The organism is Corallincola spongiicola, assembly GCF_004284785.1.
Lineage (GTDB): Bacteria > Pseudomonadota > Gammaproteobacteria > Enterobacterales > Neiellaceae > Corallincola > Corallincola holothuriorum.
Genome location: NZ_SHLY01000002.1, coordinates 954,398 through 979,167, shown reverse-complemented (window position 1 = coordinate 979,167; position 24,770 = coordinate 954,398). Strand labels below are relative to the sequence as shown.

The following is a 24,770-nucleotide window of genomic DNA, read 5'->3' as shown; positions in this document are numbered from 1 at the left end:
CGCGCTTACTGAATTAGGAATTTAAGATGGCAACGCTAAATATCAAGCAGATACGTAAACGCTACGGTAAATCAACCCAGGAGATCCTTAAAGGGATCGATATCAGTATCGACAACGGTGAATTTCTGATCCTCGTCGGCCCTTCAGGCTGTGGTAAATCCACCTTGATGAATATGATCGCTGGATTGGAGGAGGTCAGTGATGGCCAGATCTTGATTGATAATCAGGATGTCACCCACGTGGCGCCTAAAGATCGGGATATCGCCATGGTGTTCCAGTCATACGCCCTCTATCCCAACATGACTGTCCGTCAAAACATTCAGTTTGGTCTGGAGATCCGCAAGATGCCAGCAGCCGAGATCGAAGCGGAAGTTGAGCGGGTCGCCAATCTGTTACAGATTGACCACTTGCTTGACCGCAAGCCGTCACAACTCTCTGGTGGCCAACAACAACGCGTGGCCATGGGGCGAGCACTCTCTCGGCGGCCAAAAATCTACCTGTTTGATGAACCGCTTTCTAACCTCGATGCCAAACTACGGGTAGAGATGCGTACCGAAGTGAAGAAGCTGCACCAACGCCTAGGTACCACCATTGTTTACGTTACCCATGATCAGATCGAAGCGATGACATTAGCAGACCGGATCGCCGTGATGAAAGATGGTGAACTACTGCAACTGGGGACACCAAAACAGGTATACGAAACCCCCTCCAATATGTTTGTTGCCGGCTTTATCGGCTCCCCTTCCATGAACTTTATCGACTGTTTGATCAAGAAGGATGAAAACGGTCTGTTCACTGAGTTAGCCAATTCACAACAACAGATCACACGGCTACCTGCGCCAGACTATATGATCGACTACCTCGGCAAGTCGGTCGTATTGGGATTAAGACCTGAGCAGATCACCACCCCACAGCCCCATAAGCAGACCGATAAACAAGTGACCCGTGGCCAATTCGAGGTGTTAGTGACTGAGCCAACCGGCCCTGACGTTATCGTTGAAGTACAGGCCAATGACCAGGAGATAAGCTGCCGTATCGATCCTGAACACCCGTTAGAGATAGGCCAACCAATAGAGCTGATGTTTGATTGCAACAAAGCGGTCTACTTCGACAAATCTACAGAGCAACGTATCTGTCCGCAAAACAGTACATTGCCAGCACCGACAAAGGCATCGGCCGCCTGAGTATGTCCTTTCCCATACAGGCCGATTGGCACCGCTTATGCGGTGCCTTTTTTTAATCTCTGACGTACAATCCCCCCATCTTACCGCTACCTCTGCGAAAACAGCCGCTGCCAATGAACAGATATGTTGAACTCATCGACCAAGCACTGACCCTCGAACGCTTCCCGTTCAGTCAGGATCCAAATCTGCAGGCGTGGGATGCAGCCGACGAATACCTTTTAAATCAACTACGAGAAAGAGGTTGGCTGCAACAGGGAGGGACTATCCATATTTACAACGACACCTTCGGCGCGCTAACGGCCGCCTTAGTCAGTTGGTTCGCGGAGCAAAATTGTAGCGATTACAATATCATCAATCGTGGCGACAGCTTTCTTAGTCACCAGGGATGCCGTAACAATTTGCAGGATAATCGGCTGGCCGATGACAGAGTCGTCTACGTTGATAGCTTGCAGGACGTCGCAGAAGCCGCTGATCTTGTGCTGTTGAAGGTGCCGAAAAACCATACTCTATTGCAGCAACAACTGGCACAGGTCAAAGCCACTGCCACTGAACACACCAAAATGCTAGCCGCCGCCAAAGCCAAGGCATTAACCCGTAACGTGATCGACATGTTTAACCAACTAGGCGCAGCCAACCCGTCTCTGGCATGGAAAAAATGTCGAGTGGTCGATTGCCAGATAGAGCCAACATCCGACCTGCAAGTGCCAGATCTGAATGTGTGGCCACTTGAAAACACAGAATATAACCTGGTAAATCACGCTAACGTATTTGCCCGCCAGTATTTGGATATCGGTGCACGATTCTTCCTGCAATACTTACCGAAAGAACAGCAATACCATGAAGTGATCGATCTGGGTTGCGGCAACGGTGTTCTCAGCCTGATGCTGTTAGCACAAAACAAAATCGACAAATTGATCGCCATCGACGAAAGCTACATGGCGCTCGCTTCCACCGAACAAACCATCAAAGAGAATCTGCCTGCACAGCTGGTGCATTGCCAATTCCAAGCAAACAACTGCTTAGATGGCTTCGAAGGCGCGCGGTCTGATCTGGTAGTGTGTAACCCGCCGTTTCATCAGAACAACGCGATCACTGACGATATCGCCTGGCAGATGTTTAGAGATGCGAAGCGTGTCCTGAAACGAGGTGGTAAGCTAATGATCGTTGGTAACCAACATCTCGCTTATCACATCAAGCTGCAGCGTTTGTTTGGGAACTGTGAGACCCTAGCCAGCAATAAGAAGTTTGTTATTTTGGAAGCGGTAAAATAATGTTGAAGACTCTCTCTTTGAAAGCACTTTTGTTCGCATTCTGCGGTGTACTCATCGCTGGTTGTAGCAGTCAGTACAGCCCTATCATTATCAGCCCCCCGGTCATTTTTGCCGATGATGTCTGGCCTGATGCCCAACCTATCGCACTCAAAGTTGAAGATATGCGCCCGGCACAGTACCTGGCAAAAATCCAGGGCAGCGGTGAAAAAGTCACCCTGGTACCCGGCAACAATAGTCTGAGTGAAGTGGTTAATGTGCGAGTTGCTGCGGCCTTTAATGAGCATGGCATCGATGTGAACCCATTGTCACCGATTGAGTTCAATATTGAACTGCACAGCGCATTAGTGGACGTCACTAAACCGGGGCACTTTGACTACGATATCGACACGCACATAAAAATCGAAGTCAACATCAAAAAATCAACCGGGCAATTTACCAAGTTGTTTCGTGGCAAACGGCAAACCATCATCGCCATCAAACCCGATACGGCAAAGCTAGAAGAAGAGCTAAACGCACTGCTCGGCAAAGTACTTAACGAGCTAGTGAACGACGGTGAGATACATCAGTTCATTGCTCGTCAACCGACTGATATTGTTCATTAACAGGGGGCTTGCATGCGTTTTATCTGGCTATTGTTGGCCCTGTTTGTTGGTTCAGCACAAGCGGCACATAAGGGTCAACTGCAACCCTCTAACCCGTTTCCCAAAGTGGCAATGAAAACCACCTTAGGCACTATCGTTATTGAGCTTGATCGTACAAGAGCGCCGCTCACCGTGGATGCCTTTCTCGCCTATGTGGTGGACGGCGATTATGACCAAACCTTGTTTCATCGAATCATTCCAGGCTTCGTTGCCCAAGGCGGAGGAATAGATACCAGATATTCGCCAAAGAATGAGAAAAAGAGGCTGGCGAATGAATCAGGCAATGGCCTAAAAAATAGTGAAGGCACCATTGCCATGGCGCGCCAAAACGCTCCACACTCTGCAACCCGCCAATTCTTTTTTAATCTGGCAGAGAATGATTCACTAAATCCTAGCCGACGCGGCTGGGGCTATACGGTGTTTGGTGAAGTGGTTGAAGGTCACGATATTTTACTGAAATTCAATAGTGTACAGACCGAATACAGCGATAAGCTTGGCTGGCCCGATGTCCCCGTTGCGCCGGTAATTTTGGAAAAAGCCACGCTACTACCAGAAGAGTAGAATGAATCAAACCAGCAGTTCACGCCCCTCGCCCGCCGTTGCTCCTTCTACAAAACGGCGCTGGCAAATGAAAGCGAATCTCACGCGTTGGCGTGCGGCGGTGGCTGTCTATGGCCAACGCAGCATGCTGCATATGCTGATCTTTGGCTTTAGCTGCGGCCTGCCTTACATGCTGGTTTTCGCCACCCTCTCTTTTTGGCTCAGAGAAGCAGAAGTCAGTCGCTCGGCGATTGGTTACTTCAGTTGGATCCTAGTGGTTTATGGCATGAAGTGGTTATGGGCACCATTAGTAGACCGCCTAAAACTGCCACTACTGCACCGACTGCTAGGGCGGAGGCGATCATGGATAGGCCTGGCACAAACGGCCATCGCACTTTCGCTACTTGGATTGGCTTGGCTGGATCCAGCGCTGTCACTGCAGAATTTCGCACTCTGCACGCTACTGGTCGCCTGGTTTTCAGCGACACAGGACATCGCAATTGATGCCTACCGAATTGAGATAGCCCCTCAGGAAGAGCAAGGCTCTCTAGCGGCCGCCTATATGCTGGGATACCGTTTAGCCATGATCCTCAGTGGTGCCGGTGCGCTCTATTTAGCCGCTTGGTTTTCAACGGGCGAAGGTTATGACCCTGTCGGCTGGTCACACGCTTATATCGTTATGGCTGGGATCATGGGGCTATGTCTGCTGAATACCCTGCTCTCCCAAGAGCCGGTGCAATCCTCAGCCAGCATAGAAAAAGATGAAGAAGATGCAGCCCTCGCATTAGAGCGCACAGCCCATCTACCATTGCCGATACAACGTATGCTCTCCTGGTGCTATGGCGCTCTGCTCTGCCCATTTATTGATTTCTTCCGCCGTTATCGTTGGCAAGCGTTCTGGCTACTACTGCTAATCGGCACTTATCGTATCTCTGATATCTTTATGGGGGTCATGGCCAACCCATTTTATGTCGATTTAGGTTACAGCAAAGAACAGGTTGCATCGGTCGCCAAGGTGTTTGGGGTCATCATGACCCTCATCGGCACAGGCATAGGCGGCTTACTGGTTACACGGTTTGGCTGTCGCCCAATTCTTACCTTGGGTGCAATTCTCGTCGTCGCCACTAATCAGCTATTCGCTGTCATGGCTTGGCTGGCGGCAGCGCTTACGCCTGAATGCGCCAATATCGTGTGTGAAGCCCCTTCCATCTATTGGCTAATGGCTGTCATATCAGCAGATAACATCAGCGCTGGCATCGCCACAGCAGCGTTCATCGCTTTTCTTTCCTCACTCACTAACGTCGCCTATTCAGCAACGCAATACGCCCTGTTCAGCTCATTAATGGTGTTGTTCCCGAAATTTCTCGCTGGCTTTTCTGGGGTACTCGTCGACGACATGGGGTATGTTTGGTTCTTTACCATCGCATCGCTGATCGGTTTACCGGTACTTCTACTCATCTGGCTAACAAAACAAACCCAGCTTGCCCCCGTTAATGCGGAAAACAACGGTAAACGGTCCGAATAGATTGCTGATTTGTATCTCAGTTTTAATCATTAACAACCGCTAGCCGTTTGATTCAGCTACTATTTATCTATCACTATCTGTTAATTAACTAAAAGGGGCTGTCGTCCGTGACCCAAGTTCGTCCTGCCGACAATCAACAAGCGCCTATCATCATCGATGTTGAAGCCTCAGGATTTGGTTCAGGCAGCTACCCCATAGAGATAGGCTTAGCCATGCCGGCAAATGAGCGCCACTGTTTTCTAATCAGGCCTGCGGAACACTGGCGGCATTGGTCCGAGGAGGCAGAAAAAATACACAAAATATCGCGGCAGGCGCTGCATGAGCATGGCCTAGAGATACAAGATGTTGCTTATCAACTAAATGAAATTCTAGCCGGATTGACCGTCTATTCAGATGCCTGGAGCCACGATAGTAGCTGGGTATACAAACTGTTCGACGAAGCAGAGATCTACCCAAAATTTAAAATTGAGACGTTAAGAAAACTGCTAACGGAAAAGCAACTCTCTCTATGGGATGCAACCAGAGAGAAGATCGAGCAAGAACAGCAAACCATCCGTCACCGTGCCAGCGCGGATGCCCACGTGCTACAACTAACCTTTCTCAGAACCCAATAAACGCTCACTTTTCATACGAAGTAGAAGTAAGTAGATACCCGCATAAACCATCCCGAAACCAGATTAAATTAATTTTTACTAATTTAGACAGTCAGTTATAGATGTGCGTCACATTTATTTACAATCCAAAAGTTCAACAGAGCAAAAACTCAATTATATCAAAAAGCTATAACTTGGATTAAATATTGCTTAACACCTTACGTGGCTTTCTTAGCTACAACATTCACGGAAGTAGTACTACATAAAAAATAAAAGGTGGAATCCAGATGAAAAAGCTAATCGCACTCGCTGTAGCGGCGTCGACACTCGCGATCTCCGGCCATGTCTATGCCGGGCCGCTAAGCAACCTGCACTCCAGTAACGTTGCTCCCATGGTTGTAGCGGGTAATCCAAACGACCCGGTTAATCCAGACTCACCGGGTGACCGCGTTGATCCAAACGTAGCAAGCTCGCCTTTTGCTGGTGTTGTAAGCATCTATATTCAATATGAAGATGGTGGTTATATCTGTACTGGCGCGATGATCGATAAATGGCATGTCGCCACCGCGGCACACTGTGTCGACGAGACTGACACAGGCGTTGCTATCGATCTGACCAATCCAAATAACAACCTGTCCATTCAATTAAATAATGATGGTTCATATCGTGATGACCGCGCGGGTAGCATTATTTCAGCACGCAATGCCACCATCCATCCTGACTATGAAGGCTTTGGGATCTGTCCAGATGGTTCGTTTGGTTGTGTTAATGATGACATCGCACTGATTGAATTAAGCAAGCCTGTCGGCGACGACATTCCAATTTATGAATTTCTTGATCGTCCTGTGATGGCCAACGACCAGTTTGTCATGGTCGGCTACGGTACCTCTGGTGATGCCGTCGATGGCTATTACGTGTCTCCAGACTTTGACGTTAAGCGTGTCGGCGCAAACGTCGTCGACCTGTTTGAAACCGATGACGAAGGTGATTTCGTTTTCGGCCCTGATAATAGCGAAGGCTTAGCAGAAGTTTGGTACGCCGACTTCGACGGTGATCGTGACAGTGATGGCGTCGTAACCGGCGACGAAGATGCACATTGCTTCTACTACGGTATCTGTAGCGAACAACTGCCAAATGCCAATGACTGGGACAACATGGTTTGGGGTGAAGCCAACATTGGTGGCGGCGACTCTGGTGGCCCATCATTTATTTACGATGAAGCAACCGGCGAGTACCTGTTAGCGGCAAACAACACGTTCGGCATTCCAATCTATGATGGTGCGGGTGGTGACATCTTTGGTGGCATCGTTTACGGCGCTTACAGCGACTGGATAAACAACTACCTGAATACCACTAAAGTACCTGCGCCTGCCCCATTAGCCTTACTTGGGCTGGGCCTGGTAGGCTTGATGCTTAAGCGTAGAAAAGCGTAATTAGCTGCGTGATATTTAGTTAGGCGCCTACCACAGGCGCCTTTTTTATGTTTAGCGTGCAAAAACTGAATTTACCCTCGCCATGAGGGACTATTATGTGACCCCAAGATACACCTCTGTTAACATGCTGATTGAGTTCACCATTTTTCCGATATCAGACCCATGGCTCTGTTGAAGTCTTTGCTACAAAACCGCTGGATCTACATAGTAACGCTGGTTATCAGCGTTATTGTTATCTCAGTTTTGGCATTTAACGACCCTCCAAAACAAGCCTCTATGCCCAACGATAAAATCAGCCATTATCTGGCTTTTTTTGCCCTGGCATTGCTTATCTCCCATGGCCTGTTACTTAAGATCCGTTATCAACTGGTGCTGTTGGGAAGTTACGGACTGCTCATTGAATGGGTGCAGAGCTACCTTCCTTATCGCACCGCCAGTATTGCGGATTTTGCAGCGGATATGGCTGGTGCCCTCACCTATTACCTGATTGCAGCCATCATCAGCTTAATCTATCGACATTTTTTCCAGCAGGAGTCAAACCATGCCAGTTAACCCACATATCACCGTACTCGGCATGGGTGCGCTTGGTCAGCTTTATGCTGGCTCTTTAGCAAAACTAGGCGCACAGGTGACGGGCTTAAGCCGCGCAGGCACAGTGGAGTCCGTAAACTTTATGACGCCACAAGGGTTGCAGAAAGTCGCCCTGTCGACAGAGCTGCCTGAGCTATATGACATTTTGCTTGTCACGACCAAGGCATATCAAGCCGTTGATGCGGTACAGTCCCATGCCAGAGCGATTGGTCCGAATACCACAATTTTGCTATTACACAATGGCATGGGTACCCTGGCACCGTTGAAGAAGCGTTTTCCAGACTGCACCATCTGGTTGGGAACCAGTAGCCACGGTGCCTTGCTAGAGCACGGCATACTCAAGCACACTGGCGCAGGAGAAACCTGGCTAGGATTTGGCTATGGTGATCGTAACAGTGAGCAAGAATCAGCGTTCGCCGAGCTGCTCAATCAAGCATTAACGCCCTGTCAATTTAGCGACAACATTAACCACAAGCTATGGCTAAAATTAGCTATCAACAGTGTCATCAACCCGCTAACCGCACTGCATCAATGCCGTAATGGCGATCTCAACTCGCAACGCTTTGCGCCACAGATCCAGGCATTGTGTGAGGAGTTCTCCCTCTTAAGTCTCGCAGAGGGGCTTGATCTGAGTCCTGAGTTTATTCAGCAAACGGTTTATCAAGTGATAGATAAAACCGCGGCCAACTACTCCTCGATGAATAGAGATATCTCAGCGAGACGCCCCACGGAAAACAATCAAATATCCGGTTATGTGGTCTCTCGGGCGGCCCATTTTGGCATCGCTGTTCCTACCCACAGCAAGTTATTTGAGACCCTTTGCCGGCTTGAACGCAGACAAAACAGTACCAGCTTACTGTAGAGAATAGTCACCAACTGTCACCGGCCTGTTATTGACATTCTTCTAGCGACCGCTAAAGCTTGAAGCTCTGGCGACAGGAGCCATGTGTTATGACCATCAAGGTATTAGTCCCGATCGCAGACGGCAGTGAAGAGCTAGAAGCCGTCACCATGATTGATCTGTTAAGACGCGCAGGTATCGATGTCACTGTCGCCAGCTGCACAACTGATGGTGGCTCAGAGATCTGCGCATCGAGAGGCGTCAAGCTGGTCGCCGATCATCATATATCCACACTGACAGATGAACGGTATGCCATGATCGCACTGCCTGGCGGCATGCCGGGCGCAGAGTTATTACGCGACAGTGCCCCGCTTTTAACTCTGTTGAAACAACAACAAAGCAACGGCTGGATCGCCGCTATCTGTGCCGCTCCTGCGGTGGTTCTGCACTCCCATGGCTTAATCAAGGGGTCTGCCACCTGCCACCCGGCTTTCCAGGCGCAATTACCAGCAGCGAATTTAATGTCTGATCAGCCCGTGGTCATTGACCACGACAACAGGCTGGTTACCAGTCAGGGACCAGGTACAGCAATGACGTTTGCACTGACGTTGATAGAGATACTCGCCGGTGCAGATAAGCGTAAACTCACTGCAGCTCCCTTATGCCTAGCCATCGAGTAACCGGCGGAAAATGCGCCTTAGGGTTTTGCCGGTAAACGTACCGCACTGACCTCTGCAACACCTTTTAACGCGCAGCGTCCGGTAACATAGAGTTGCACCGCACGTTCAGCCAGCATACTCCGAAGCAACAGTTGATAGGCTTGTTCTGCCCCAATCGCTTCGAAGTCGATATAGAACAGTCGCGGATTACTGCAACCGCTGATGTTCTTTTCAACTTCCATTTCAATGGTGTAACGTCCTTTATTGGAAACGGACAACCCTTGCAAAGGTGCCGCAGCTAACCAGCCAGAATCCGCATAGCTGGAAGGGGCATGCATGATTAGCATAAGTAGCAGCGGCGCAGCACAATATCTAACGCACTTCACAACGAACAACTCCTAATTCGTCAATATCTAAACTCACTCGGCTGGCCAATGCCCAATCCGTAAGTTTGCCACAGCGCCCCAACGTCGAACTACCATCGGCAAACTGCAAAGAGAACCTCACCACAGCGGCATCGGATAGTGGCAGGTGGTAAATGGTTTGACTGTCGAAAGCCGCGACTTCACCGAAGCTGATATGGGTATGCGACAAATCAAACTGCACTGCAGATAATGGCTTAGCGCCGCCATTATTCACTGATATCTGGGGGCGAAGATCCAACAACAACCAAATCACACCCGCCATAATTAACGTCGCCAGCAAGCCAAGTCGACGGTAATGCTTTTTGGTTAAAGGAGAAGAGGGATGTTGATTTTTATCACTCATGAATACACTTGCTATTGCTGACAATCATCTGCTGAGACTAACAGAATTAATAGCAAAAAGAACAAGTAGGACTAAGCAATTCAAGCTGACGGCGTAGACAAGTGTTGCTCGAGCCAAACAAGAGCCTGCTGTTGGTTTTTAAAAATACCAAAACGCGGCTCTACGCTCAGTGACTCGAAAAGGTGACCAAACATATTGGCATTGGGTGAAACTACCGCTATCGCCTTAGCCCGGTGCTGCAAGCACCAGCGGTAATGCGCTGTGATCAGCTCAATCCCTTGCCTCGTCGTCATGACTTGCTCGCCCAGCACCTCAAGCCGGACAAATTCATCGCATGCCCTGTGTTCTATCGCCGCAACACTTTGCGCAACACCCTGTTCGATGCCCTCACAATTAAACGACTCGTTGGCAATAACCGTCAACAGCTGATCGTGCCAGCTTAGCTCAACATACCCATGGGGCTCCACCTGCACACTCCTTAGCCAAATAGTGAACTGCTAGCGGAAAGTGAATAAATGACATTTTAGCTGCTACATCACCGCAAAACATCAGCCAATCAAACCCATTTGTTCTATCTCCAGCGCATGAGATTAAACCGCAACCAACTGCAGTAACTGACCACAGAACCACGCCATATAAGTCCCTAATACATATCCAAGCACAGCCAGCAACACACCAACCGGCGCTAATGCAGGATGAAACGCCGAGGCAACAACCGGCGCAGAAGCGGCGCCACCAACATTAGCCTGGCTCCCCACCGCCATATAGAACAGTGGTGCTTTAATCAGCTTCGCCACTAACAGCATCAACAGGGCATGAATGACCATCCAGATAGCACCTATCAGGAAGTAAAGCGGCGTTTCCACAATAGCGGTGATATCCATGTGCAAGCCTATGGTTGCGATCAAGATATACAGCATCACCGAGCCCACTTTCGACGCGCCCACAGCTTCCAGTTTTCTAGCTTTAGTGAATGACAGCATCAACCCCAGTGTGGTGGCGATAATGATCAGCCAGAAAAAGTGCTTATTAAGACTTAGCCGGTCAGCAAAACTGACATTGTCTGCAAACCAGGGAGCCAACACATCAGCTAACGCATGACCAATACCAGTCACACCAAAGCCGATAGCGATCATCACCATTAGATCCTTCATATGTGGGATCCGTCCATGCTCAGCGTGGAACTTTTCTACCCGTTCTTTCAGCGCTTCGATGGCCGATGTATCAGCACCGGTTCTTGCATCAATATTCTTTGCATTACCGGCCATCAGCAGCAGAATGGCCATCCAAATGTTGGCCATGACCACATCCACAGTAGCCATCACAGAGAAGATATGGCCGCCGACATCATAGACCTCTTTCATTGCTGCCTGATTAGCGCCACCGCCGATCCAACTACCAGCAACCGTTGTCATGCCCCGCCATACGGCGTCAGGGCCATTACCACCAAGCACTTCTGGAGCAAACACAGAGACCAGCAGAATGGCAATAGGCCCACCGATGACGATGCCTACAGTACCGGTCAAAAACAGAATCACCGCCTTATTGCCTAGCTTCGCAATCGCTTTTAAATCAACACTCAGCGTTAGCAATACCAAACAAGCAGGGAGCAGATAGCGGGACGCAACAAAATAGAGATTAGAATCATGACCATCCACCACGCCAAAGGTGTTTAAAAAAGAGGGCAGGAAATAACACAGTAAAATGGCCGGCACATACTTATAAAACTTGCGCCAAAACGGATGAGAAGAGTAAGCGGTGTAAAAAATACCCCCTAGCATAACGGCCAGGATCCCTAGGATAGTTGCGTCATTGGTGATCAATGCGGTTTCTGCGTGCATGGAAAGATCTACTTCTGTTTGGTTTCTGTTTATTACGCACCAAATCGACAGTCATTGACACCGACTTTGAGATGGCCACTGGAATTTTCGCCCAAGCTTGCCACAATCAATGGCAACATAAAAATCTACCCAGAAATCACTTTGTAAACGCGCCACTAATATTGCTTTCTAACCGTAGTCGCAATCCCCCTAACTTACTGCTAAACATCGCCATTTACGAGTAAACTCTAAATAACACTGCCACCAATGAACAGCTTGGTATTCTTCTTATCTTAAGGGGCCCATAGCATGTACCAAAAACGGCTAACTTTTCTCTTCGCTACCACTATCTGTTGTTGCCAACCAGCTTTAGCGGATGGATTCATTGTGTCAGGCACAGTAATGTTTGCTGGTGCAGGTGATATTTATGTCGCGCTGGTAGATAGAACCAACTTTGACGCACCGAACCAAGCATCACATCAGCTAAAGCTCACCCCGACAAAAGCACAGCGTTCACACGGTTCAATAAGATTCAGCTTTGAGAATGTGGCGGTAGGGAGCTACGCCATCAAAACCTTCCTTGATGAAAATGGAAATGGTGAATTAGACATGGGGATGTTCGGCCCCCAAGAGCCCTGGGCAATTTTTCAACCTGCAAGTTCCAGTTGGGGCGCACCAGACTTTGAAGAAGTGAAGTTCCTATTAGATAGTTCTATGAGCAATATTGAGCTGCTGCTGGAATAACAGTTTACGCAGTTCTTTTGCAGACGCGTTAATCGAATATACGGCAGAAATTTAATCGAAACACCAAGCGTTGATCCGGTTCATCAATTCACCATTGAATACACACTGGCCAATGGTGAGCAATACGTGATGGCAAGCCCACAGGTGACCTTCGTCGCCGAATAAACAAAGATTGTTTCATCCTTCTTTTTCAGGGGAGCTCGATGCTCCCCTTTTTAAAAGCTACAGCCTCTTACAGACATAGATAAAAACCACTAGACACACCAAATGATAATGATTATCATTTACACAAATTAACAAGAGGAATGAACAATGATTAAAACAATCACTTTTGCTGTAATGCACTTTAGCGTGGCTTTTGTCGTAGCTTATTTACTAACAGGTGACATCATTGTCGGCGGCTTAGTTGCCTTAGTGGAACCAGCGGTAAACACTGTGGCTTACTACTTTCATGAAAAGATCTGGTTACGCATCAAGCGTCAGCAAGCGAACAAGATGTTGCCAGCGGTAGAGGGGATATAATGCAAATAAGCCATTTTCAACAGATGGACCCGGATCTGCTGTATAGCTTGATCAATATGAAATTAAGGAATGATTATTCTTCGCTAGCCAGGTTATGCCAAGCGATGGATATAGACGAAGCGGCTCTCATAGCAAAGCTCTCTTCTGCCGGTTACCAGTATCAGTCGGCGCAGAACCAATTTCGACCGACATAATGGCAAATATCCCCTGCCTACCTAGCCTAATGCCGCCCTTAATTTAAAGAGGCTACTGTCACTTCCTTATCAGCCGACTCGCAGTTTTCCCCAGCTCTAAGCATTGATGACAACATAAAACCAAATAACCGTGGTTATTCCCTTCCATGGTAACAACACGGTAGATAACGTTACCAAGAAGGACGAGACAGCTATCGAGTAGGCGATTCAGCCTTTTCTTAACTGTGCGGTGCACTGATTAGATAACACCAATCGCATATAAATAAAGCCCGCATCTATTAGCACGGGCCATGTAAAACCGGTAAACGGCGGTTACTCTCCCAAAGAGAGAAACACTATTTCCCCATACAATTAGCGTAGAAAGTTGTCGTGGCTGGCCAGTCAGAAAAGACACCTATCACACCTACATCATTCGCCAACACGTGCAACACTTCCAAAGTATCGCCATCACGATGGATCACATCTAACCCGCCCGTGTCACCATTGAGGGATTGGTAATACCAACCACCATTGTCTTTCAACAACCCCGAACGCTCCAATGTCCAAGTAATGAGCTTGAGCCCCACGGCTTGCGCGTTCAATGCGTATTGTGACGGTACAATCGCTCCCTCAGCATTCACATCAAGCAACATCCACATTGGCGGTGCCAACACGCGCACACCCTGATCTACCCATTGCTGCATCTTGGCCTGACTAACATGGGTATCGTAGACGCCATCTAACAGCACCGCTTGCTGACTAAACTCACTGTGTTGGTTAATCCAATAGATCACATCGGCGTAGTTAAACGACTGTGGCCAGACTCGCTTAGGATGAATCCCTGCAGCCACATATTCGTTGATCATCTGTGAAGCATATTGCTGCTGCGTATAGTCACCTTCAAATGGCATTGGCACTGAGGGAGACTTAAGCTCAGGAGTGAAATCAACATCCAGTGAGTCTAACAATACAATGCTTTCTGCATGGGTTAGAAGCGTGCCTGGACCGGTATAAATATCAGTACGCCAATCCGCGGTGGCATTCATATACTCCTCAATACTGGTGGCATCAAGGTTGGCAGCATCCATTTTACCCTGCAGAGATTTAAACTCGGCAAGCGTTATATCACTGGTACAACATTGAATATCCGCAGCGTTCGCCAGCTTACCATCAACATCAAACAGAGGCGGTACGGCACACTTATCGGCTAACGGTGTCGCTAGAATATTGGTGGTGCTATGCAGATCACACTGAGAATGGCGACATACCAGCTCACGGTCTTGAGTAAAGGTCACGTCACACTCAACGATCCCCGCTCCCATTTTCGCTGCGGCCACATAAGACTCTCGGGTGTGCTCGGGAAACTGCATCGGTGCACCACGGTGGCCGATAGAAAACTTAGAAGGGTGAAAAACACCCCGTTTACACCGCTTCAATTTCTCTTTCAATGGACTCTGCGCCATATCATCCAGCAGAAAGAATGGACGAGGCCCTAACTGCACGTTGCCGTTTAAGCGGCTGAACTGCGGCGGCACGTTAACAACGATGGGGTTATCAGGATCTTTGACGATAGGTGGCTCAATCTGTGGCTTAGCAGCTGCATTGGCCCAACATGTTACGGTTATAGAGCCCAAACCAAGGAGCAGGGCCGAAGCCACTGTCACTAAACGCATAACGCCTCCTAAATAAGATTAGTTAAATGGAAGTGATCGACCGCAAACTGACCGCGGCTAAACATACTTTGCCGATATGACGTAGTGATGGCATACGTTTGATAGAAATAAGACAAGGGCCGATAGAAGCCAATAATTTACAACAAAAAAAGGACGCAAATGCGTCCTTTTATTCAGTGCCTAATTAAATTTAAGGCGCTGTAGCTACCTTAGGGTTTGGACCGAAATCATTCTCACCTTCAGCGCTGTCAATCAGCATGAAGATTAACAGGATGATACCGCCAACCATAGGTACCAAAACAATCCAGTACCACCAGCCGGAGCGGCCAGTGTCATGCAGACGACGCACAGTGACTGAGATGCTAGGAATGATCAAACCGAGCATAGTCACAACAGTGAAAATTGGAATCCCGATCACGGCATCAATAACAACAGCCACGATAACAGTCAGGAGATAAAACAGGGCAAAGTACCAATACTCACAACGACGCGCACGTCCTGCAAAAGTTGCATACTTCTTAAGTGCGGCAAGAAACCAACTCATAACAACATCCTATTGTGTATTACTAAATTTTGTAGAGGGTAATTTAGAGGAAAGTGGCATTCGGCGGCAATAGCCTGAGCAAAAGTGTGTGAACCACGACTAGAAATAGCTCGCAAAAAGCCAATGTTAGGCACTTTTTTTCCAGCAATAAAAGCTATAAATATCGGTTTCATGCTAAAAATAGGCTCTTCGCCCTGTGATCCACTCATTACACGACGCCACAGAGCTAATTTTCAGCTAGAAAGGCAACGTTTTGATGACCACGCGGATCGAAACACCACGGTTAATCATGCGAGAGTTCACCCTTGAGGATGTCGAGGCGGTATTCGAGTTTGGCACTCATGCTGAAGTCTCGCGCTATACCGGCGATGCGGGAGATATGACAACCTTGGCGGATGCTGAGCAGGTGATCCGTGCTGTCTGGCTCGCAGAGTACCAACAATATGGCTACGCCCGTTATGCCCTGGTACATAAGGCGGATAATCGAGTTATCGGCTTCTGTGGCCTGAAATATATGCCACAGTTCAACGCACCAGACATCGGCTATCGCATGCTGCCGGAATATTGGGGGCAAGGCTTAGGTTTAGAAGCGGTTGCAGCCACCCTCACCTACGCCAAAAACCAACTCGGCATCAACCACATCGTAGGAGAGGTCGTTACCGAGAACCATGCTTCCAGTAAGATTCTCATGCGCCTTGGCTTCAAACATACTGAGCAGTATGAAAAGTTAGGGGTCACTTTTAATCGATATGACTATTTCGGATAGCAAACTCAGCTAACCATTGCGCTAATCGATGGTTTAATCAACTGTTTCTATTGCAAAATAGCTGATAAGAAAGCGTTACCACTTAACAACCAAGGACAATATTCATGAAATGCACTAGCTGTAAACAGGGTGATCTAGTTCCTAGTTTTATCGACGGCCTGTTCCGCGCTCATACCTGTAACCATTGCGAAGGTGATTGGCTACTCATCGAAGACTACGTCAGCTGGAAAGAGCAACATCCTGATCACCCATTTGCATCTAATGCATCTTTAGAAGCGGAAGAAAGTAAAACAGCCCTCTTCTGCCCTGTCTCGGGCACCATCATGCGCAAGTTCAAATTATCCGCTGACACTGCCCACCGCATTGACTACAGCGCTGCTGTTGGTGGCGTTTGGTTAGATAAAGGTGAATGGGAACTGCTGAAAAAAGAGGGGCTGGCAGGCTCACTGAATAGCGTACTGACCCAGCAATGGCAGCGCTCTATTCAGCAACAAAGCAGTCAGCAAACCTTTGCCGAGCTTTATCGAGAAAAATTTGGTGAAGCCGGTTACCAAAAAGCAAAAGAGCTCCGCGCCTGGCTCAGCGAACAACCTAACAAAGCCGATCTACGTGCTTACCTGTTAGCTGAAGACCCTTACAGCGCAGAAAAATAGTGCCTTTTACACCATTTCATATGGGGCCGGGGCTGCTCATCAAGGTCCTGTTTCAAGGCAGCTTCAGCCTAATGGTGTTTGGCTGGAGTCAGATTGTTATGGATATCCAGCCCCTCATTGTCTTACTGACGGGAGAGGGGCACCTGCACGGTTTTAGCCATACATTTATTGGCGCCACCCTGCTCTCCATCCTGTCTTGTGTCAGCGGTAAATACCTTGGCGAGTGGGGGCTCCGTTTGCTCGCTTTGCGCTCGCGCTCTGCACCCCATTTACCCATTCGCTGGCCAGTTGCTGCGACATCAGCAGCGATAGGCTGCTACAGCCACGTACTGTTGGATGCGCTGATGCATGGTGATCTGCAACCTTGGTGGCCGATATCTCTCGAAAATCCGATATTGGGCATGATATCGGCGTCAACCTTACACCAGACATGCCTCTACGCTGGTCTATTGGGGATTGCGGGATTAGTTGTTAACTACAGGCAAAATAGGTCCACTCAGTAACGAAACTGTCGCTGTAACGCCGTTAACTGAGTTGCAGCTTAAGAGCCAAAGTTGTGCGGTGATCATCGATGGAGCTTTTCTCACTACAATGCATCGATATAACGCTTATAAGTCCCCTCACCGAATGCGACCAACTCACCATTTTTAAACAACAAAGGCGTGCATTCATCCTTGGTCGTTTTGGCGTCCGAGCTGACATGTTGGGTACGGTAGAATACAACTTGATAGGTATAGTCTTCGAACGTGATCGCCTCTGCGATATCCGGTGCGCCAAGCTCCTCAATGATTGTGGCTTGCAGTATTGGTGTGTCTAGGCTGAGACTGTTTATGTAATTACGGTTATAAACCTGCCGGTCTTCCCAATCCATATTTTCAGGATAACTACCCATCACTTTATCCCAGGAATACACACCCAGCCCGTAAACCAGTAGGCCAGCAATGACGATTTTTCCAAGTATGCGATTGTCTTTGTTCATGGCCATCCTTACTGCGCTCTGCAACTATTACCTGTCTCCCATTTTAGATTACAGGGTCTCGCCCAGATTGCACTGGCTAACCCCGGCTAAAATGTTTCAAATTAAAACAAACGCCAACCCAGCCCTTTTAAAACAGCACGCTCCGTGAAAAGAAATGAGTTCTCATCAAGACGTTCAATTGTAATGTAATTGAGTGCCTAGATAAGGCTGCTCGATTCAGGGTTTCAGTCAGCCAATAACCCAATTTGCTGCTTCTTAGGCAAGGTCGCGACGACTAAACTGAATGAGTTATCAATCATTCTAGACAGCTCACCTTGCGGCACACTGCCGTCGCATATCACGGTATTCCAATGCTTTTTATTCATATGGTATCCCGGGATCACCGAGGGGTAGATATCCCGCAATGCGCAGGCTTCGTCGGGATCGCATTTCAAATTTAATCTCACCACGCCCTCTTCGATGCCAAACAGAGCAAACATCTTGTTGCGCACTTTGAACACGGCGACATCATCGCCAAATGGAAATGACTCGGTTACATCTGGCTTCGCCAATAGGTATTGGCGAAGCGCTTTCGGTTGGTCCAGGTTTGCCAATTAAAGCTCCTTTTTGCTAGCTGCTAAATCGCTCTTTGGGTACCACCACTGGGCGCTGTATATGCTGGAACATGCTGCGTTTGCTTTCCGCTAGTACATGTTTTTTCATTGACGGGTAACAGGCGCCGATGGCAAGAAAATTAATCCGTGCATCAGCCAGTGCCATTCCCAGATTAGCTGATGACGCTTCACGCTCATCAAGTAATGGTTCATCTTCCCAATAACAGACGGGGCAGATCTCATATCGATCACGTTGGTCGAGAGTAAAGTAATCACAGCAGGGACACTGCATAAGCAACTGCGGGCATGTCGCTTGGTCGGCATTACGAGTCATCTGGAGCCTCCTGTTGAAGATCGCATTGTTATAAAACTGACTAGCGCGAATTGTCTGATACCACCAACTATTCAGGTGATATTAGCGTCTCTCCTCCTCTGATTGAGATAAGGGCTCAGTACCACTGTCACCGCCATATTTTGGCAGCTCATCGGTATCGGTGAGCCAGGGAACATGAGAATCAAAATAGACATGGGCGCTGACCGGGCGGTCTATCGGCTCTTGCATTGCCGCCAGAGCGATGTGTAACTCACCGGGCCAACGTTCGGAACGAAAAAAGAGTGTACTACCGCAGGTACTACAGAAACCGCGCTGGGCATTTTCGGAAGAATCAAACCAACGCAGCGTATTGTCTTCATGCATCAACTTAACTTGCTGCGCAGATACGCCAAACCAGGTCACAAAGGCTGCGCCATGCGCCTGACGACAGCGGCTACAATGGCAATGTGCGCTCCACTTGGTGGGCGACGACACCTCAAACGCAATAGCACCACATAAACATTGTCCGTACATGCCAGCTCCCCAAACCCATTGGCAATATCTTCATAAGATTGCCAAAGAAGTGTCTTAGGTCGATTCCGTTACGATTTAAGTTAGACGAAACTCAACGCCGACGGTAGCTTTTTTTATTGGCTTTGGGTTGACGGCTCAAACGCAGCAACAAGTTTGTGCTTTAGTCACGCAGTTCTCGCGTTCACAGCAAACACCAACAACAAAAAAGCCCGGCCTAGATGGTCGGGCTGATTGCGAGAGCGACTTGTCGCATAAAGTAAGGCATCTCAGCGCTACGAGTTATTTCAACCCTTCTTGCTCTAACAAGGTTTGCAACGCGATAGTCATTCGCTCAACCACAGCGAGTAGCTCCTCGCCTCCCGTGGCTGCACCTTCCAACAACTGCTGCAAATCATCTTGTAGACCGACAGGGAACTTGTTCCCCTTGGCTAACAGCAGTGACAACATGCGCTTCTCGCCGGGGTGGGGGATCTCATTGACCGCAAACAACATGTCAAAATAGGCAGCTAACATCTCGGCGATACGATGATTGACACTGATCCTGTCTTCTCGTTTCAGCGCTTTTTTCAGCTGATGATAGTAAGCAGGGATCTGCGCTTTCATCAATGGAAAGCACTTATCGACAATGGCCTGCTTTAACAAAGGCGGGTATGGTACGTTAAAACGCGACTGTAACTCAGTCGCCTTACCGGTGCGATCAAACAGGATCTTTGAATCGAGTAAATTGGCCCAAAAACAGGTGGTGTAGCCAACACCGACCTGATGAAGTTCAACCACGCGACTTAGCTCGCCTTCCAGCCACTCCAGGCCGCGATAGATAAGCTCGATCTCGACGCCGTCATTGAGCACGCCATCATCTTCTGTTTCCCAGAACTGATTGTTTAGCTCCATCATCTGACAATGACGATCGGTGATCGCCTTACGTTGCTCTACCGGCAGAGCGCGATTGAGGTAAACGTACACATCATAATCTGAATCGGGATCCGCACGCTCCGCGCCACGGGAGCCCGCCAGTAAAATAGCATCCACTTGCGGTAATTCGGAAAATTCCCGGATTAAGTCATTAAAGCAGTCTGAATATGCCATGGTCGTCCTTAAAGTCGTTGGCTTGATCATCAAATTAAAAATGGCATTACTGCAGCAGGGGGTGCTCTGGCGGTAGTTTTTTCATCACCCAAACGGCCAATCGATGACGCAAAGACTGGGCATCTTCTTGGTCTTCAGGAAGTGGCGTCACCAAGCCATCGGATACTAACAGGCGATAGATACACTCAATTTTTTCTTTCGCGTGCGCCGTTTCTGGAAAATCTGAAAAGCCGCGATTGACCGCATAATTCTGGCCAACCTTCAAAGCAAGCTTCACCAACTGTTGTTCATTTTTTAGCTTCTTCAAGGGCCTCTCCATCCGCAGTTGTGCAGTTCCTATATGAGCCAGATGCTCACGATTGCACGCAGCATAGCGGAACTCTCCAATGACAAGTTAGTACCCATGTCAAAAAATGGTGCACCAGGGATGGAATTAGCCAACGCTTAAATAGTTAGCAACACAACGACCATGAGCTAGTAGAGATAAGCAAACAACTCACGCTTCTGCTGCTCTGTGAGATCACTGACACAACGGATATTACGCTCTGGGATCTGCTCAGGGTTGGGATAGTGACGCAATACCCTTTCCATCTGTTCTTCGCGGATCAGATGTAAGATCGGATACGGTGCGCGGTTGGTGAGGTTTTCGGCATCATCAGGGGCTGCGCCGGCAAAGCAGTAATCAGGATGGAAGCTGGCGATCTGATAAATGCCGTCGCGGTCATATTGTTCAAGTAAACCTTCAGCAATATCCAGATATTGATTGTATTCATCAAAGCGTTGCAGCATCTCCGGGATAACCAGAAGCGACGTTTCTAACTGCTCCACCGGAGACTCATCCAGCAAGATCATCTCATCGAGCATGGCGTCCGAGAGCCCAGCGTGGGAGGTGGCTGTCGTCACCTGGATCCGCACAGCTCCACGACGACTTGGCGCGGCAGCAAATGGGCACAGATTAAGCCCAATAACCACCTGCTGCAGCCAATGCTCAACGGCCTTGGTAATAACTCCTGTCTGAGGGTGCGCAGCGACGGTGTCCGTCATCCCTTCTCACCCTGCGCCAGTTGTTTATCTTTCGCTCGCCCCAACAGGTAGCCATCAACTGCAGCAAATATCCAGCAGGCCAGCAGCAGCCACAATGCCCAGCTCATCCAAGCCTCTTCGGGGGCATAGATCGCCTGCCGCACCGACTCGGTGATCAGCTGCATATCCGGCATGATGCCTGTTCGGGTAAAAGGCTCCAGCGCTTCTAATGCCAATGACACCGCATTGATACACACGGCTGTCACCAGCACCACCACCAACGTCATTACTACGTATCCACGGATCGGCTTACCGAGCTGCACTTGTGCCAAGCCAGGCAAAACCACGCCCGAAACCAATAACGCTTGTGTTGCATGCTTCATCCATTAGCTCCCAACGAATGAAACAGATAAGCGCCCATACTTAACCAAGACAGCAACAGTAATATCCAAGGTAGCGGGTGTTGACGGTACCCTGACTTAGCCTCATCTGGGCTTGCACTATCAGCCTGGTCGGCCGAGGCGTCACTGCGTTTGGCCCTTTTCTTACGTTTGTCCTGCTCTCTCAACTTGGCTTTATGTTGCTTCTTATAGAGCTCGATCCCTTTTTGGATCCCTTGAGCAATCAATTTTGTCTGTTCTTTGGTTTGTCCGGGCCTTTGGGTCGCTTTTGCTAACGCGTCCGATTCTTGAACAGTCTCGGAGGAAGGCCCTCCTTTCTTATACTTAGTCATTACATCGCTCAACTAATACTTGGCTGACATTATCCGTCTAATTTACCCAACCAGCGTAGCGCTGTGAAGTTGCGCTTCCCACAACTGCGGCCTGCCAACCAAAGTTGTTTTATCACTGTCGTAAGTGGCTTAAATATTTCGTCACCGTGTTAGGCAAGTGCTGCCAACAATAATCGATAACTCCCGCTTCATGTTTTTGCCAAAGGATCCCCAGGTAAACCACACAACCCCCTAATCCAGTTAATGCCAGCGGAAAAAGCCAACTGTCTTGAAATACATCGCTGGCCAAATGCCCGAGATATAAGCAACACCCCAACGCACCACAAACAACAAAGATACGCCTCATCAACACTATACCAACCACCATCATACTTAAGTTTATCAGCAGGTAGGTGACGGTCTCCCACTGCTCCCCATCTCCGAGCGCGGTGAGCCCCAACCAAAACGAAATGGTGCCCAACATATACAACCAGAAAGAGTAATCCTGATGAGAGCGGTTCTTGATATCTATGACGAGTGCCAGCAACAGCATTATCACACCAGCCCATAATGAAGCCAGTACTCGGAAGTCCCAATCATTTGAGTTATCGGAACTTACAATCGCCAAATACACCAACGAATACCATAGCGTCACGGTCATGGGCATGACCACAAATGGATAACGAAAGCGCCATACCAACACCAGCCCCATCACCAAAGCGGAGAGTGACAAAGAAAGAAAAAGCCACTCTGTCGACCACTGATGTTCACGATAAAGCGTATGGTCTGGCCACAAGCCTAGAGCTTGCTGCAAACCATAAAAAACCATCGGCGTCACCACCACGATAAAGGCGCCACAAATACCAGCGGCAGTAGACTGTTGCTCTGCGGCAAACCGCCTTAACAACCAAAAAGCGACCGCCATGTAGCAAAAGCTGACCACTGAGAAGCCAAGACCACCGAACGTCTCTTCTGCCAAGATGACAAAAATCACCATGGCGCCAATAGCGATAAGGCCGCCGAAGTAGTAAAGAAGGTGCGTAAAACTAAATTCTGCTTTGTCACGTTGGCTGTTCAGCAAAAAGGACCACAATGCATCCACCTGATCGCTCGAAACAATATCGGCGTGCGCCGCATCCTTTAAATTCTGTTTAGATATTCTCATATTTGTTCCAAAAAGCGCGTCATGTTGCCTCACATCAAAGCAATGAACGAAGCACGGAACCCATCGTTCAAAAGAGGGTCGATACAGTACTCAACACTCATGTGCCGTACCAATCAATGAAATACCATACTAACAAAATAAGAAAATTGCCTTGCTTCAACAGTTACTTAAAATCAATAAGCCAGAATAGCGAAAGTGATGAGTTGGTCCGTTCATTTCAAGTCAACGGTCAGCGGTTCTGGCTCAAGCGTGCAGGCGAAGATAAACATCGTTGGTACCATCGGATGCTTCCACTATTGTCTAGAGGAAAACTGAAAGGCTGGTTAAATAGCCATGCCAATATCCCACCCAATGCGCGCCTGTTCGGCGAACTAAAGCGCTTGCTTGCCTTATCCTTACAAGGTCTACCTGTGGTTCAAATCACCAGTTTCACCGACCATAGTTTCATCACTAAAGATGCTGGCGTTGATGCGAAAACCATACTAGAGCAAAGCGCAGAGAAACGAGAAATTGTCAGCCAACTATTTGATGCGCTGGGGACTCTTCACCAAGCGGGTGTCGTTCATGGCCGCCCCGCCCTAAGAGATATCGCCATCAGTGCCAGCGGAAAAGTAACCTTTTTAGACTTTGAAGAGAGCCCAACTCAAACCACGCCAGAGCTAATGGCTAGGGATGCCATCATACTCATCAATGAGTGTCATCGGATCCCAGACCTTACTGCAAGCGATGTTCAAGCAGGGGTAGCTAAGTGGCGAATGAAGACTAACCGCTCAACATGGCATGCCATGTGCTCAGCAACGTGGTGGCTATTGGCGTTGTTAAGTGTTCCCGCCAAACTATCGGCCCGTTGGAGTCAGAAACCTCGTAAACAGCGATTAAGGCGTGCCCTTGCCACGCTGTCACGATTAACCAAAAGCCCTTTACCTAACCACTTTTTTGCAAGAGGTTTGCCCTTCGGCTTCTGACATTAGAGCAGGATAAAAGACTAGCCTTTAGCGTCTGAGCTGCCCGCATTACGTTTATTCACCACTTGTGCGGTTATCTTCTCGGCAGAGCGACCTGCAACGTACCCTCCAAGACCGATCTGCAATAGCAGCCAGGCCTCGTCAGCTAAACGAAACGCCAACAAATCAAAGCTATCCAGCACCACGAGTGCCAAAAACGTTAGCATGGTGATCGGTCGCCAGTTCCGCTGCAGCCACGATTGCCCCGTCGCTTCCGCTTGCACAATCGACGCCTGGTTGTCTAACAGCTTGGTCTCATAATCCAAGACTTTGCCAAGAAATTCATTTTCTACCTGACGCAGCTGACGACGCATGGTCAGCTTTTCTTCTTCACTGGTATGTAGCTCATCCACCAGCTTGGTGGCCGGTTCGAAGATGCTACTGATAAAACTTAAAATGCTCATGGGGCTCTCCTTGCTA

The 24,770-nt window shown here is 48.6% G+C and carries 34 protein-coding genes; 17 read left to right on the top strand and 17 right to left on the bottom strand.

Annotation, left to right across the window (positions count from 1 at the left end; translation table 11 throughout):
- Positions 1-26 precede the first annotated feature (26 nt).
- The 10 genes from EXY25_RS10030 (at position 27) to EXY25_RS09985 (ending at position 9,299) form a co-directional block, all read left to right on the top strand.
- Entirely contained in the window at positions 27-1,184 is a 1,158-nt protein-coding gene (locus EXY25_RS10030) for an ABC transporter ATP-binding protein (protein ID WP_130566629.1), read from the top strand.
- Between the two features lie 113 nt (positions 1,185-1,297).
- Positions 1,298-2,455: a methyltransferase gene (locus EXY25_RS10025; RefSeq protein WP_130566628.1), complete on the top strand. Its 1,158-nt coding sequence runs from the start codon at positions 1,298-1,300 to the stop codon at positions 2,453-2,455.
- The gene (locus EXY25_RS10020) at positions 2,455-3,057 is read left to right on the top strand and encodes a YajG family lipoprotein (protein WP_130566627.1); all 603 of its coding nucleotides are present in this window, start codon (positions 2,455-2,457) and stop codon (positions 3,055-3,057) included. The genes EXY25_RS10025 and EXY25_RS10020 overlap by 1 nt, the downstream gene beginning before the upstream one ends.
- Positions 3,058-3,069: 12 nt before the next feature.
- Positions 3,070-3,657, top strand: coding sequence for a peptidylprolyl isomerase (locus tag EXY25_RS10015; RefSeq protein WP_130566626.1), 588 nt, complete (start codon positions 3,070-3,072; stop codon positions 3,655-3,657).
- Between the two features lie 67 nt (positions 3,658-3,724).
- Positions 3,725-5,161, top strand: coding sequence for an AmpG family muropeptide MFS transporter (locus tag EXY25_RS10010; protein WP_130566625.1), 1,437 nt, complete (start codon positions 3,725-3,727; stop codon positions 5,159-5,161).
- 107 nt (positions 5,162-5,268) lie between these two features.
- Positions 5,269-5,775 carry a 3'-5' exonuclease gene (locus EXY25_RS10005; RefSeq protein WP_130566624.1) on the top strand — a complete coding sequence of 169 codons (507 nt, stop codon included), beginning with the start codon at positions 5,269-5,271 and terminating at the stop codon, positions 5,773-5,775.
- Between the two features lie 266 nt (positions 5,776-6,041).
- Positions 6,042-7,187, top strand: coding sequence for a trypsin-like serine protease (locus EXY25_RS10000; protein WP_130566713.1), 1,146 nt, complete (start codon positions 6,042-6,044; stop codon positions 7,185-7,187).
- Positions 7,188-7,349: 162 nt separating this feature from the next.
- Positions 7,350-7,739, top strand: a complete 390-nt coding sequence (locus EXY25_RS09995; RefSeq protein ID WP_246019534.1) for a VanZ family protein — start codon at positions 7,350-7,352, stop codon at positions 7,737-7,739.
- Positions 7,729-8,640, top strand: coding sequence for a ketopantoate reductase family protein (locus tag EXY25_RS09990; protein ID WP_130566623.1), 912 nt, complete (start codon positions 7,729-7,731; stop codon positions 8,638-8,640). The genes EXY25_RS09995 and EXY25_RS09990 overlap by 11 nt, the downstream gene beginning before the upstream one ends.
- Positions 8,641-8,729: 89 nt before the next feature.
- Entirely contained in the window at positions 8,730-9,299 is a 570-nt protein-coding gene (locus EXY25_RS09985; protein ID WP_207232138.1) for a DJ-1 family glyoxalase III, read from the top strand.
- A gap of 17 nt (positions 9,300-9,316) precedes the next feature.
- Here EXY25_RS09985 and EXY25_RS09980 read toward each other — a convergent pair whose 3' ends face one another.
- The 4 genes from EXY25_RS09980 to EXY25_RS09965 form a co-directional block, all read right to left on the bottom strand.
- The gene (locus EXY25_RS09980; RefSeq protein WP_130566622.1) at positions 9,317-9,664 is read right to left on the bottom strand and encodes a hypothetical protein; all 348 of its coding nucleotides are present in this window, start codon (positions 9,662-9,664) and stop codon (positions 9,317-9,319) included.
- Entirely contained in the window at positions 9,651-10,046 is a 396-nt protein-coding gene (locus EXY25_RS09975) for a hypothetical protein (protein ID WP_130566621.1), read from the bottom strand. Before EXY25_RS09975 ends, EXY25_RS09980 begins: the two co-directional genes overlap by 14 nt.
- An 80-nt stretch (positions 10,047-10,126) precedes the next feature.
- Entirely contained in the window at positions 10,127-10,513 is a 387-nt protein-coding gene (locus EXY25_RS09970) for a hypothetical protein (protein ID WP_130566620.1), read from the bottom strand.
- A 123-nt stretch (positions 10,514-10,636) separates the two neighbouring features.
- A complete protein-coding gene (locus EXY25_RS09965; RefSeq protein WP_130566619.1) occupies positions 10,637-11,887 on the bottom strand; it encodes a DUF819 family protein in 1,251 nt (416 codons plus the stop codon).
- Positions 11,888-12,268: 381 nt separating this feature from the next.
- Here EXY25_RS09965 and EXY25_RS09960 point away from each other — a divergent pair, with 381 nt between their 5' ends.
- The 3 genes from EXY25_RS09960 (at position 12,269) to EXY25_RS09950 (ending at position 13,326) form a co-directional block, all read left to right on the top strand.
- Positions 12,269-12,610 carry a DUF2141 domain-containing protein gene (locus EXY25_RS09960; RefSeq protein WP_165419321.1) on the top strand — a complete coding sequence of 114 codons (342 nt, stop codon included), beginning with the start codon at positions 12,269-12,271 and terminating at the stop codon, positions 12,608-12,610.
- Positions 12,611-12,922: 312 nt separating this feature from the next.
- On the top strand, positions 12,923-13,132 hold the full coding sequence (locus EXY25_RS09955) for a DUF2061 domain-containing protein (RefSeq protein ID WP_130566617.1): 210 nt from the start codon (positions 12,923-12,925) through the stop codon (positions 13,130-13,132).
- Positions 13,132-13,326 (top strand): DUF4250 domain-containing protein, encoded by a 195-nt coding sequence (locus tag EXY25_RS09950; RefSeq protein WP_130566616.1) that lies wholly within the window; start codon positions 13,132-13,134, stop codon positions 13,324-13,326. Before EXY25_RS09955 ends, EXY25_RS09950 begins: the two co-directional genes overlap by 1 nt.
- A 335-nt stretch (positions 13,327-13,661) precedes the next feature.
- Here the strand turns inward: EXY25_RS09950 and EXY25_RS09945 are convergent, their stop codons facing one another.
- Positions 13,662-14,978, bottom strand: coding sequence for a glycerophosphodiester phosphodiesterase family protein (locus tag EXY25_RS09945; RefSeq protein WP_130566615.1), 1,317 nt, complete (start codon positions 14,976-14,978; stop codon positions 13,662-13,664).
- 190 nt (positions 14,979-15,168) lie between these two features.
- Positions 15,169-15,522 carry a DUF805 domain-containing protein gene (locus tag EXY25_RS09940; RefSeq protein WP_114338716.1) on the bottom strand — a complete coding sequence of 118 codons (354 nt, stop codon included), beginning with the start codon at positions 15,520-15,522 and terminating at the stop codon, positions 15,169-15,171.
- A gap of 256 nt (positions 15,523-15,778) precedes the next feature.
- On the opposite strand from EXY25_RS09940, the gene EXY25_RS09935 reads away from it, so the two are divergent.
- The 3 genes from EXY25_RS09935 (at position 15,779) to EXY25_RS09925 (ending at position 17,444) form a co-directional block, all read left to right on the top strand.
- Positions 15,779-16,288: a GNAT family N-acetyltransferase gene (locus EXY25_RS09935; protein WP_130566614.1), complete on the top strand. Its 510-nt coding sequence runs from the start codon at positions 15,779-15,781 to the stop codon at positions 16,286-16,288.
- A gap of 104 nt (positions 16,289-16,392) precedes the next feature.
- Positions 16,393-16,941, top strand: a complete 549-nt coding sequence (locus EXY25_RS09930; RefSeq protein ID WP_130566613.1) for a zf-TFIIB domain-containing protein — start codon at positions 16,393-16,395, stop codon at positions 16,939-16,941.
- Positions 16,941-17,444 carry a metal-dependent hydrolase gene (locus tag EXY25_RS09925; protein ID WP_130566612.1) on the top strand — a complete coding sequence of 168 codons (504 nt, stop codon included), beginning with the start codon at positions 16,941-16,943 and terminating at the stop codon, positions 17,442-17,444. Before EXY25_RS09930 ends, EXY25_RS09925 begins: the two co-directional genes overlap by 1 nt.
- 83 nt (positions 17,445-17,527) lie before the next feature.
- Here EXY25_RS09925 and EXY25_RS09920 read toward each other — a convergent pair whose 3' ends face one another.
- The 10 genes from EXY25_RS09920 to EXY25_RS09875 all read right to left on the bottom strand — a co-directional run bounded on the left by EXY25_RS09920 (position 17,528) and on the right by EXY25_RS09875 (position 23,346).
- On the bottom strand, positions 17,528-17,920 hold the full coding sequence (locus tag EXY25_RS09920; protein WP_130566611.1) for a DUF3192 domain-containing protein: 393 nt from the start codon (positions 17,918-17,920) through the stop codon (positions 17,528-17,530).
- Between the two features lie 224 nt (positions 17,921-18,144).
- Complete coding sequence (locus tag EXY25_RS09915; RefSeq protein WP_130566710.1) at positions 18,145-18,504, bottom strand: MmcQ/YjbR family DNA-binding protein; 360 nt, start codon at positions 18,502-18,504, stop codon at positions 18,145-18,147.
- A gap of 25 nt (positions 18,505-18,529) precedes the next feature.
- On the bottom strand, positions 18,530-18,847 hold the full coding sequence (locus tag EXY25_RS09910; RefSeq protein WP_199405237.1) for a CPCC family cysteine-rich protein: 318 nt from the start codon (positions 18,845-18,847) through the stop codon (positions 18,530-18,532).
- 81 nt (positions 18,848-18,928) lie between these two features.
- Positions 18,929-19,360: a GFA family protein gene (locus EXY25_RS09905; protein WP_130566610.1), complete on the bottom strand. Its 432-nt coding sequence runs from the start codon at positions 19,358-19,360 to the stop codon at positions 18,929-18,931.
- Between the two features lie 279 nt (positions 19,361-19,639).
- A complete protein-coding gene (locus tag EXY25_RS09900; RefSeq protein ID WP_114338735.1) occupies positions 19,640-20,446 on the bottom strand; it encodes a nucleotidyltransferase domain-containing protein in 807 nt (268 codons plus the stop codon).
- A 46-nt stretch (positions 20,447-20,492) separates the two neighbouring features.
- The gene (locus EXY25_RS09895) at positions 20,493-20,753 is read right to left on the bottom strand and encodes a DUF5062 family protein (protein ID WP_114338736.1); all 261 of its coding nucleotides are present in this window, start codon (positions 20,751-20,753) and stop codon (positions 20,493-20,495) included.
- Between the two features lie 167 nt (positions 20,754-20,920).
- Complete coding sequence (locus tag EXY25_RS09890; RefSeq protein ID WP_130566609.1) at positions 20,921-21,490, bottom strand: DUF1415 domain-containing protein; 570 nt, start codon at positions 21,488-21,490, stop codon at positions 20,921-20,923.
- On the bottom strand, positions 21,487-21,852 hold the full coding sequence (locus EXY25_RS09885; protein WP_114338738.1) for a hypothetical protein: 366 nt from the start codon (positions 21,850-21,852) through the stop codon (positions 21,487-21,489). The genes EXY25_RS09890 and EXY25_RS09885 overlap by 4 nt, the downstream gene beginning before the upstream one ends.
- Entirely contained in the window at positions 21,849-22,202 is a 354-nt protein-coding gene (locus EXY25_RS09880; RefSeq protein ID WP_130566608.1) for a DUF2956 domain-containing protein, read from the bottom strand. The genes EXY25_RS09885 and EXY25_RS09880 overlap by 4 nt, the downstream gene beginning before the upstream one ends.
- Positions 22,203-22,314: 112 nt before the next feature.
- The gene (locus EXY25_RS09875; RefSeq protein WP_130566607.1) at positions 22,315-23,346 is read right to left on the bottom strand and encodes a DUF2157 domain-containing protein; all 1,032 of its coding nucleotides are present in this window, start codon (positions 23,344-23,346) and stop codon (positions 22,315-22,317) included.
- A 203-nt stretch (positions 23,347-23,549) separates the two neighbouring features.
- On the opposite strand from EXY25_RS09875, the gene EXY25_RS09870 reads away from it, so the two are divergent.
- On the top strand, positions 23,550-24,311 hold the full coding sequence (locus EXY25_RS09870; RefSeq protein WP_130566606.1) for a BUD32 family EKC/KEOPS complex subunit: 762 nt from the start codon (positions 23,550-23,552) through the stop codon (positions 24,309-24,311).
- Positions 24,312-24,331: 20 nt separating this feature from the next.
- On the opposite strand, the gene EXY25_RS09865 is transcribed toward EXY25_RS09870, so the two are convergent.
- A complete protein-coding gene (locus tag EXY25_RS09865; protein ID WP_114338742.1) occupies positions 24,332-24,754 on the bottom strand; it encodes a 3TM-type holin in 423 nt (140 codons plus the stop codon).
- Positions 24,755-24,770 lie beyond the last annotated feature (16 nt).